Source organism: Trebonia sp. (genome assembly GCF_049794275.1).
In the GTDB taxonomy this organism is placed as follows: domain Bacteria; phylum Actinomycetota; class Actinomycetes; order Streptosporangiales; family Streptosporangiaceae; genus Trebonia.
Map to the genome: position 1 here is coordinate 1 of NZ_JBARCR010000511.1, position 9985 is coordinate 9985.

The following is a 9985-nucleotide window of genomic DNA, read 5'->3' on the forward strand; positions in this document are numbered from 1 at the left end:
GATAGCTCGCCAGAGGCGGCGGCCACGCTCGTGCACGCATGGCTGGCCGCCGGGGACGGCAAGAACGCAAGGCTGGCGCTCGCATCCGCACTAGCGGCCCGGAGCGGGGAGCCTGAACGGGTGCGCGTGCAAGCGTGCCTGGCTGACGCCCGACTTAGCTACTACAGCGGCGACCGTGCGCGAGGCTGCCGGTCGCTCGTGCACGCGCTGCGGCTGGCCGAACGTGAGCAGCTGAGGCTGCCGTTCGTGTTGGAGCAGGGCTGGATTGGGCCGGTACTGCGGCGTGATCCTGAACTGGCCAGCATCCACCGGCGTCTGTTCCCATCGGCCCCGCGCCATGATCAGCCCCAGGGCGGGTCAGGCTTGCCCCCGGAAGCCACGGTTCTGGTGGTCGAGCCGCCCACCGAACGCGAACTGGAGGTACTGCGGCACGTGTCAGGCATGCTGAATACCGCTGAGATCGCCAGCGAGATGTGCATCTCCATTAACACGGTCAAGGCACACCTCAAGAGCAGCTACCGCAAGCTGGCGGCCTCTCACCGCGGCGAGGCGGTCCGCCGGGCCCGGCAGCTTAACCTGATCTGATCTCACCCCGCCCACGGCTGCTGCGCGCCGCCTCAGCCTTCCTCTGAGAAATGTGGGACTCCCGAGGAGTCCCCGTCACGGAAAGCGCCCTCCGGCCAGCGGTGCTGCGCCACCTGCGCACCGCGGCCGGGCGGCGCCCACGCAGGCACAAGTGCGCCAGCCGGGTCAGGCCGCCAGGACCTTGGCCTTCTCGTGCTCGAACTCCTGAGCGGAGATAACGCCCCGGTCGCGGAGGTCGGCCAACTTGGCCAGCTGGTCCGCGGTGTTGGCCGGTGAGTCCGCCGCGGCCTGCTGGACGTAGCTGCGGAACTCCTGGTCCTGCTGTTGGGCCTGCTGCGCGGCCCGCTCGTTCATCGAGCCGCCGCGGGCGATCAGGTACACCACGACGCCGATGAGTGGGATGAACAGCACGAACAGGAACCAAAGGGCTTTGGCCCAGCCGGACAGGTCCTGGCTGCGGAAGATGTCGATGAATACCCAGACCAGGATCCAGATCCAGATCACCCACAGGAAGATGATGAAGATCGTCCAGAACGCGTCCAGAAGCGGATAGGAGTAGGAGCTTGAGGCGAGCGGCATGGTGTCTCCTTTTGCGACAGTGAGGTCGCCGGTAGCGGCCGGCTAATGGGTCCTGCGCCCAGCGCAGGCTCAGTATCCGCGTAGGGGCGAATCAGAGGCATCACCCAGCGCGGGTAAGAAATGACCGCAGCCCCGTGCCAGCCATGAAACTGCGCCGTACGCAGGACCAGGCCATGTTTATCGGGTGCGCGGATGCCGATAACGCCCGCGTCATCTGTGACCTGCCCGCCACCGGCATCGGCGATCCCAATGCAGGCCGAGCGCGTCAGAACCTCCGCGATGGCGAGGGCGAGGCCGACGCAGATGACTATCTTTTTTGTATTCACCTCCCGTTCATAAAGGCAGATGAGTCATTAGGGCGCAATCGGAGTTATTTACCCACTGGGATGATCACGTATTGCTTCCAGGCCCTTATGAAAACAGTGTGGCCTGCAATCCTGCCAAGCTGCTGCTTGACCCCTATGCGCGGGCCCTGCATGGAACCGTCAGATTCGGGCCGGAGGTGCTCGGCTACTCCGCCAGCAGCCCGGATGCGTCCAGCGATGCCGACTCCACGGCCAGCGTGCCGCGTAGCCTGGTGATGGCCGATGAGTCATTCCCGTGGCACGGAAATGCCATCTTGGGTTTGCGGCCTCCCCGGTGACCCGATCCAGGACGTAAGTCTGGTAACCCCGCTGAGTGGCCAGCAAGGCGGCCAGCCCCCGGGTTAGTCGGTTCCGGCCGCTGATCATCGGTGTGCAAAGCGTGCCCGGATCGCTCGGCGGCTGGTCAGGATCTCGTGGTTCGCGGCGCGCTCCGGTCCCGCCGCATTTTCTTGAGGGCAGCCCTGAAGGACAGGTTCCGCTCCTGCCATACGATGCCGACCACCGCGCCCAGGATGATCACCACCCCGATCGCGATCAGCCAGGACATCAGGGCAAAGACAACACCGATCGGCCCGTACTTCTTGTCATCCGAAATCACCGTACTGGAGAAGAAGACCGAGAAGACTGCCTCCATGCCCAGCCAGAAGACGGCCGTGGCGACTGCGGCCGGGAACAGGTCCCGCCAAGAGATCCGTCCTGCCAGCAGGAACCAGATCGTGAACCACCAAAAGCCGGTGAACACCACCAGGCCGATGACCGCGAGCAGTACCGGGCCGCCCGCGCCGCGCAGCCCGGGGCCGGCCCAGCCTGCCAGGACTGAGCAGCCCACCAGCGCGGCCAACCAGATCAGCCCGCGGAGCATGTCCCTGGCCCCCCGGCGGTCCAACTCGAAGGCCCGCTCGTACAGCTCCTGAATCGCCGCCGCAGCAGCGATACCGCCCAGGATGAAAAACACCCAGGCGGTCCCGGTGACGGCGCTGGAGGTGGCAGCCGAGGAGGTGAACAGGGCGCCGACGTCAGCAGCGGCCTGCTGGTTCAGGCCCAGGTGCCGCGCCAGCCCGCTGGCCGCCGACCGGCCGGCCAGGGCATTGGCCACGATCAGGAACGGGAAGAAGCACAACAGCAGCGTGGCCGCGAAGAGTATGCCCCGGTTGATGAAATCCATCGCGTCCAGCCGGCGCCACAGATGCTCAGCCGATGAGCCGGCATACTTCCCCTTGCCGACCTCGATGCCATGCCGGACACGGTGGCGAACGCCGTGCCCGCCGTTCGCGGCGGCTCCCGGCGATTCCCCGTCGTGGCCGACGGACGCCACTGGCCTACGGCTTGTCCACTGCGGGCCTTCGGACCGTCGCCGTGGTCTGCGGTTGCGGCGGTGCGGGTGCGGCGGGCTGGGGTTGCGCGGCTGGCACGGTGGCCGTGGTGGGCGCGGGCGGGCGGGTCGAGGATAGCGTCTGGGTGGTGATGTAGGCGACCACGACGGCGACGATGATCAGCGGGGCGGTGGCGATTCCGGCTTTGGAGGTCAGCAGCAGGGCGATGACGGTTGCTGACAGCGGGAGCCGGAGGACCGACACGGCGGTGGCGGCCATCAGCACGGCCACGGCGGGTGTCTCGGAGAACCCTGGCAGGTGGGCGGCGAGCAATCCGGCGGCGGCGCCGAGGAACACGGCCGGGAATGTCGGGCCGCCGCGGAAGTTGCCCAGCGAGATGCTCCAGGCCGCGCCCTTGAACAGCAGCAGGAATGCCAGGGTGGACAAGGCCAGGGTGGGGCCCTGTTTGATCACGGAGCTGAAGGCGTCCTGGCCAGAGAACAGCACGACATCCGCTGGCTGGTGGGTGATCTGGGCGAACCCGATCGCCAGGCCGCCGACCGCCAGGGCGCTGACTGGTATCAGCAGCCATGGCTGCCTGGCCGTGAGAGTGGCCGACCTGCGTGCGCCATCGATGATCGCGAACGTGGCCAGGGCGGCTGCGAACGCGAGCACGATCGCCCAGCCGAAATCCGCGGCGGTGAGGGTGGAGAATGCGGGCAGCGAGAACGGGCTCAGCGCGTAGGCGCTGGAGCTGAGCCCGGTCCAGTGGCCCATGCCGATGAAGATGACCGAGCCGATCCCGGCGGACATCAGGCCCGGCAGCAGCACCAGCGGCAGCATCGGCCCGCCAAGCCCGGCGGCCTCGATCAAGATGATCGCGCCGATGACCGGCGAGCCGAAGATGGTGGCGATCGCGGCGAACGCCGCGCTCGCGGCGAGCACCGCCATGACCTGGCTGGGGGTGTCTTTTTTCACCTGCCGCACGGCCAGGACCGCCAGGCCGGCGCCGAGGGCGATGAGCGGGGCCTCCGGTCCCAGCACGAGGCCGAGGCCGAGAGTGGCCAGCGCGGCCAGCAGGATGCCGGGCAGCTCGGCCGGCTGGGCGGTCCCGGCCTTGATTCCCTCATACGGGATGTGGCCGCCGTGGCCGGGCAGCCGCACGATCGCGATCGCCGCCAGCACGCCGGCGACGGCCAGCACCGGCAGCGGCCACCACCAGGGGACGGGGTGCAACCCCAGCCCGCTGGGCAGGGTCTCGTATACCTCTTGCTGGATCCAGTGGACCAGCTCCAGGAAGCACCAGGAGACGAACGAGACCAGCACGCCGATCAGCGCGGCGAAGATGAGCAAGACGCGGTAGCTCTTGCTCCGCATCGTCGCACCCGGATCGGCCGGGGCAGCAGCCGCCTCAGTCACCGGGTGCCGTCTCAGATCTCGGTGGTGGCTTCAACTGTGCCGTCCTTCCGGCACCCGCGACTCCGCCTGCCCCGCCGGCAACCCGACCGGATCCCGCGACCCGGCCGGGTGAAACTCGGCATGCGACTCCAGCGGGGCCACCGCCCTGGCATCCTTCCCCCGCGCCACCCGGTCCGCGCGGCTCAGTTGTTGCACCGTTGCGGCCCGCGCCGGACGTGGACGAGATGCCCGCGCGCCAGGCTTCCTGCCAGCCGTCACTGTCATGACCACTCCTTTCCGGCGCCATCGCGGCGTCAGGCCCCCGATACCGTGGCTCTTGGCCTCACGGACGGCGGACGCCGCGGTGGCAGCCGCTCAGCCCAGGAACGGGCTCGCGGCCGGGCTGACCGGCGACGGGAGACGCGGCGCGCGGTACGCCGCGACGTCCGCCGTGCGACCCTGCGGGATCCGAACATCTCATTCCTTCCGGTCTGTCGCGCTGGGCCCGGTTGCCGCTTGTCTTGCCGCGGTGAGCCGCAACCGCCCGTCAAATCCGGTCGGCCTGGCTTGCCCGCGTCCAAGCAGCTCTTCTGCCAGGAGGTGCTGGCCTGAGAGCAACCCGCGGGCCACCTGCGGTGACCCGGCAGATGACACGACGCTACGTCCCGCCGCTGGGATCGGGCTTCACCCGGAACGGATAATCAGCAAAAGACGACGTCCACCGCCGAGGCCCGCAGTCCTGTTCTTCCCCGCTCGCGGCCCGTCCGCCTGACACGAGAAGGCGAGCCCGCCGACGCCGTCCCCCAGGGCCTGCAGGGCCTCAGTGGCGCCAGCACGCTCACAGCTGGGTTCATGATCCTTGCTTGGTGATCAACCTCCGGTCCCCCTCGCCGGCTCGGACCGTTGGGTTCCGGGTCTGCGGCTTCCGCGAGCCGACCACCGGTCACACCGCCCCGGGCGTCATCACATTGACATCTGACATCGAGCGGATGGCGCCGACTGGCTCGCGAGCGGCGCGTCTACGAGTTGGTTCCCGATTCATCGAGGATGGCGGGGAGGTCAAAGCCGCGGAAGGCGTCTGGGGTGACGAAGGCGGTGATCTCCTGGATCTGCGCGCCGTGCAGGGTGAGCACGTCGATGGCGCGCGGCATGAAGGTCTGTGTCTTGTCGTTCCAGGCGTAGCGGCCGAAGGCGAGCTGCCCGTTCGCGCGAGCGGGGATGAGGCGCCAGTGTCTCGTCCCTGCAAGTGGCCCGCCGCCGAGGTAGATGGCGACCTGTTCGCGGCCGCGGTACCAGGTGGGTACGGGCGGCATCGTCAGCTTCGCGTCTTCGGCGAGCATGGCAACGACCGCGTCGACGTCGTTGCGCTCCCAGGCGGTGACGTAGCGCTGCGCTACGAGTCTCAGCGCGCCGTTGTTCAGTGAGCGCAGCGTCGCCTGCTGGCTTCGCTCTGGCAGTCGTTTGTCTACTGTCTTGTGGGCGCGCTGCAGGGCGCTGTCGACCGAGACTGGTGTGGTTTCGAGCGCAGTGGCGGTTTCGCGGGCTGAGAACCCGAGTACGTCGCGGAGTATCAGCACGGCGCGCTGTCGCGCGGGCAGGTGCTGGAGTGCCGCGATGAAGGCGAGCTCGACGCCCTCGCGCTGCTCATAACGGGCCTCCGGGCTGGCCAGGCCGCTGCCGAGCCCGAGCCGCTCATCCGGGTAGGGTTCGAGCCATACCGCATCGGCCACTGGCTCGGCGGGGTTGTCGTGGGGGTCGGCGGCGGGCGCGTAGTCAACCGGAAGCACTCGCGTGGGCCGCCGCTCGATCGCCCTGAGGCACACGTTTGTCGCGATCTTATAGAGCCAGGAACGGACGGAGCTCCGGCCCTCGAAGCTCGGCAGGGCGCGCCAGGCGCGCAGCAGCGTCTCCTGCAGTGCATCTTCTGCGTCTGCGGCCGAGCCAAGCATCCGGTAGCAGTGGGCGTGCAGTTCGCCGCGGTACGGTCCGGCGAGCCGGCCGAAGGCGTCGTCGTCGCTCCGCCGGGCGGCCTCGAGCAGCTCTCGCTCCTCAGTCGCGGTCAGCGCCATGCGAGCGGCTTTCGTCCCGTGTTCAGGCTCGGTCGTCATGGTTTTGGCTGCCTGATAGCGAGCTCGGCGCACTGCGGCGCCGAAATGGCACCGCCTCCCAGGCCGAGCGCGAGGTAGGACCCGGACCCGGCCTCGATCAGCTCCTGGCGCCAGCACAAGAGTTTCGCGTAGAACGCGCTCGCCCGTGCGTGATCACCGGTGTGGAGCTCCAGGTGAACGACGGCGGGCCTGGGACTGGACATATGCATAGTCACCTTACTTGTGATCCGCGCTCTGGCCGGAATCCATCGCCGCCGCAGCAGAATCGGTGAGCGAGATCCCGGCCGCGAGGGTGTGCCCAGACCGTCCGGACCAGCCGCTCATTGTCCGTCACGGACCGCCGCCCCAGCCGCCATCCAAGCCCGAGCAGCGTGGAGCCTGCGCTAAGCCCAGCTTTCGTGGCGAGCGATGGATTGCGGCCTTTCACCGGATCACCACATCCAGGAGCGGGGACAGGGCCCGCCGGGCGCGTCCGCGGTTCGCGGGCGGCCGGTATCTATTAGAAGGATCTCGCCAGCATGGCACCGCAAGCGCAATGGATTCACAGCTTCGTCACCGACGACAAGATCTACTGTCTGTACCTCGCCGACAACGCCGAAACCATCCGCGAGCACGTCCGCCGCGGCGGATTTCCCGCAGACCACGTCGCGCTCGTCCGAGCGCTGATCGATCCGACGACCGGAGAGACACCTCTCGCGGGCGAGTAGCCATCGGTTATGCCGATGTCGACGTGAGCACACCCTGGGCAGCCGCCAGCACTTCGACCCATCGGCCACGATGCGCGCTGCGCGTCATCAAGTCTCCCCAGCACCACCATCCACACACGACAAGGAGACCGCCATGCACCCCACCATCAGCCACTACCTGGCCACGGCCCGGGCCGCCGAGCTGCGCAGCCAGGCCCAGCAAGGCGCACTGGCCCGCGCCGCCCGCCACGCGCGAACGCACAAGCTCGAGCATGCCGCACCTCGGCTCGCGGCCGCAGGGCGCCGCCTGCTCACCTCCCTGCGCCCCGCGGCACCTGACCAGCCTCCCGCATCGCCGCCTCGCCAACGCCCTACGACGGTCCGAGTGCCACCTGCTACGAGCCCGGAGGGTCGAACAGAAATTTCATCGCTGCAGCAGTCCTAGCTCGTCGTACAGGCGCAGCGCCTTCGGTGACAGCCGCGACAGCCGGGCCAACTCCCCTGATGCCCCGTCAGGCCCATAACAGCTCCCTCGATCCGGGCGGGTGCCCGGCCGTCACAACTGTGCAGCTTCCCCCCAGGGTCAAGGTCAACAGCGCTGCCGGGCACCTCGATCGCCGCGAGCCGCCGAAGAGCGTTCCGCGCTCGCGGACACTGAGCCGGCACAGCCGCCCGTCGTGCTGCTGGTCGGCCAGAGCCTGTCACTAGCCCAGGCACCCAGTGGCAATTGCCCTCGGTAGCCTGGCGCTATGGCCGACGCCGAGTGGACAGTTGAGCGGCACCTGTCCGGCAGGCCGCCGGAAATCGTCGCGTTGTATCACCGGTTCATTGAGCTGGCCGGCGCGTGCGGCCCATTTACCTATTCGGTGGCGAAGAGCGCGATTACCTTGAAGGGTGCCCGCCGCGGCTTCGCCGGAGCCAGGCCGGGTAACCGCGCGCTCAGCGGATACCTGGACCTGCAGCGGCGCGTGGACGATCCCCGCATCACCAGGTCCAGCCCGTATACCGGACGACTGTACGTTCACCAGTTCCGCATCCGTGCGCCCGGCGAGCTTGACGACGAGTTCGCCGGCTGGATTCACGAGGCCTACCAGGTGGGCAACGGCGCGCATCTGGGCCCGCGGCCGCACCCGACGCTAGCCCCGTGATCGGCGGGGGCGAATTCGCCGATGGCGATACACGGGCGCAGATCTGCCGGCTATGCACTGCCCGCAGTTGCCCGAGCCCGTGTGCCAGACCGGAGCAGAACGGCGGCGACGCGCTCTTGCCCTGCCCGCTTCCGATTACGGAACCTGAGTCCACCGGACTGGATCAGCAACGGCGGGTCCCGGCCTTCGGCGGAGTCCGTCAGACGGGCCGGCCGCCGGCGCCGCTGGGTGCGCACGGCGCTGCACAGGAGCAGCAGCGGAAGTCCGGGTGGCGCCGGTCAGGTCGCCACCGCGATCACGGCGTAACGGTCGGCGGCCTCGCCATAGTCGGTGTCGGCTTCCCGCAATCCCGCGAGCTTGAGTCGTTCATGCAAATCCCTGAACGTGAACGGGCGGAACGAGAGCCGGTATTCGTGCGGCTCGACCCGGTCGCCGTCTTCGAACAGGAACACCAGGTGAGCGATGTGCTCCTGGTCGAAGCGATCCGGCACCTCCCAGGCGTAGAGCACGACGCACCTACGCCCGCCGCACATCCTTACCCTGTTCATCACCTGCACGATCCGGCGCTCGGCATGGAGCTTCTCCCAGTTACGGGAATCGATCACCACGTGCCCGCCGGGACGTGCCATCCGCCGCAGCCCGGTAAGCGCCCGGACCATCGTGTCGCGGCCAGCGGCGTGCACCAGCGCGTTGCCGGTGCACAGCACGACGTCGAACCGCCCGTCGATGGCGGCGGGCAGGTCCGCCCACAAACAGCGCTGGACCGCGATCGCCAGCCCTTCCCGCCGGAACCGCGTCGCCGCGACCTCGACCATAGCCTGGCTCCCGTCGGCCGCCCGCACGCTGAAGCCCCGGCGGGCGAGCACCGCCGCGTCGATCCCGGTCCCGCAGGCAGCGTCGAGCACGTCGCCGCCCGGGCCGATCCGCTGCAGCAGGCGCGCCGTCGCGGGCTGGCTGATCGCGGCTCCGCCGGCCAGCTCGCTGTCGTCGAAGATCCAGTCGTAGTCAGCGGCGAGGCCATGGTAGGGGTCAGCCACGAGGCCCAGTCTGCCAGGAACACCGGCTACCTGCGCGCTGGCCACAGGCTAACCCCAGTCACTGAGCGTGATCCGATCTCCATCCCTGCATACAAGCCAGCCTGCCGAATACGATCGGCCTGTCGCGACGTGGTGAGTCTCTCGCTGGCGGGTCCCGGGAGTGATTATGTACGCCGGGACGACACCGCCGGGGGCTTGGGTGCTAGCAGGAGTTGCTACGCCCGGTACGATGCCATGGTGCTACCCGCAGGGCCCGAAGAAGCGCACGTTTTGGGCTACCCGAGGGGTAGGACGGCTGCGGACTTCTCCACCCACCTTCGCTCGAAGTCGTGAATGTCGCTGGGGACTCAGCTGTCGGGCGTGACCGCATCCAATCGGCGCCGAACCTCCGACGTGTTCACGCCGAGAGCGCCCAGCAGCACCGCCGCGGGATCTGGTGGCTGGAGAGCGAGGATCTGGGCCAGCACCTCGGGGCCGGTGACCTGGAGCTTCCGATGACCCTTGGGCTTGTACGCTTCCTCCAGCACTTTCTTTGCTGCGGGCGTCATGCGGAAGCGATCTTTTTTAGCGACGTCTCTGATCCTCGGCTTCTTTGGCACGGCGCGCATCGGCAGCGCGGGAGCGTCCGCGCCGGAACCCAGGCCCAGGGCGCCCAAGGCTTCGCGATCGAGCGAGTCGAGGGCCTGGCGAGCTGGCTGCAGGCTCGCGCCCAGCACGGCTTCGACCGAGGGATCTTCAAGCAATGCGAGCAGGATGTGATCGGTGC

The 9985-nt window shown here is 68.5% G+C and carries 11 protein-coding genes; 3 read left to right on the top strand and 8 right to left on the bottom strand.

Translation table 11 applies throughout. The features are described 5' to 3' along the window. Nucleotides 1-585 (top strand): response regulator transcription factor (locus tag WA805_RS13815; RefSeq protein WP_425242535.1); only part of this gene is annotated, 585 nt, incomplete at its 5' end. A 165-nt stretch (nucleotides 586-750) separates the two neighbouring features. Here the strand turns inward: WA805_RS13815 and WA805_RS13820 are convergent. From WA805_RS13820 to WA805_RS13840, 5 genes are all read right to left on the bottom strand, one after another. Continuing rightward, the gene (locus WA805_RS13820; RefSeq protein WP_422273979.1) at nucleotides 751-1164 is read right to left on the bottom strand and encodes an SHOCT domain-containing protein; all 414 of its coding nucleotides are present in this window, start codon (nucleotides 1162-1164) and stop codon (nucleotides 751-753) included. A 768-nt stretch (nucleotides 1165-1932) separates the two neighbouring features. Then, nucleotides 1933-2844 carry a YhjD/YihY/BrkB family envelope integrity protein gene (locus WA805_RS13825; RefSeq protein ID WP_422338246.1) on the bottom strand — a complete coding sequence of 304 codons (912 nt, stop codon included), beginning with the start codon at nucleotides 2842-2844 and terminating at the stop codon, nucleotides 1933-1935. 4 nt (nucleotides 2845-2848) lie between these two features. Further along, entirely contained in the window at nucleotides 2849-4261 is a 1413-nt protein-coding gene (locus WA805_RS13830) for a chloride channel protein (protein WP_422273985.1), read from the bottom strand. 998 nt (nucleotides 4262-5259) lie between these two features. After that, complete coding sequence (locus tag WA805_RS13835) at nucleotides 5260-6348, bottom strand: sigma-70 family RNA polymerase sigma factor (protein ID WP_422290193.1); 1089 nt, start codon at nucleotides 6346-6348, stop codon at nucleotides 5260-5262. After that, on the bottom strand, nucleotides 6345-6551 hold the full coding sequence (locus tag WA805_RS13840; RefSeq protein ID WP_422290192.1) for a hypothetical protein: 207 nt from the start codon (nucleotides 6549-6551) through the stop codon (nucleotides 6345-6347). The genes WA805_RS13835 and WA805_RS13840 overlap by 4 nt, the downstream gene beginning before the upstream one ends. A gap of 315 nt (nucleotides 6552-6866) precedes the next feature. On the opposite strand from WA805_RS13840, the gene WA805_RS13845 reads away from it, so the two are divergent. Further along, nucleotides 6867-7055, top strand: coding sequence for a DUF4242 domain-containing protein (locus tag WA805_RS13845; protein ID WP_422290191.1), 189 nt, complete (start codon nucleotides 6867-6869; stop codon nucleotides 7053-7055). Between the two features lie 403 nt (nucleotides 7056-7458). Here WA805_RS13845 and WA805_RS13850 read toward each other — a convergent pair whose 3' ends face one another. Next, nucleotides 7459-7530 (bottom strand): hypothetical protein, encoded by a 72-nt coding sequence (locus WA805_RS13850; RefSeq protein WP_422290196.1) that lies wholly within the window; start codon nucleotides 7528-7530, stop codon nucleotides 7459-7461. Nucleotides 7531-7783: 253 nt separating this feature from the next. On the opposite strand from WA805_RS13850, the gene WA805_RS13855 reads away from it, so the two are divergent. Continuing rightward, nucleotides 7784-8182: a DUF5655 domain-containing protein gene (locus WA805_RS13855; protein WP_422290190.1), complete on the top strand. Its 399-nt coding sequence runs from the start codon at nucleotides 7784-7786 to the stop codon at nucleotides 8180-8182. 278 nt (nucleotides 8183-8460) lie between these two features. Here the strand turns inward: WA805_RS13855 and WA805_RS13860 are convergent, their stop codons facing one another. Together WA805_RS13860 and WA805_RS13865 are read right to left on the bottom strand one after the other, a co-directional pair. Next, nucleotides 8461-9219 (bottom strand): class I SAM-dependent methyltransferase, encoded by a 759-nt coding sequence (locus WA805_RS13860; RefSeq protein WP_422290189.1) that lies wholly within the window; start codon nucleotides 9217-9219, stop codon nucleotides 8461-8463. 347 nt (nucleotides 9220-9566) lie between these two features. Then, a partial coding sequence (locus WA805_RS13865; RefSeq protein ID WP_425242536.1) for a Clp protease N-terminal domain-containing protein occupies nucleotides 9567-9985 on the bottom strand: 419 nt, incomplete at its 5' end.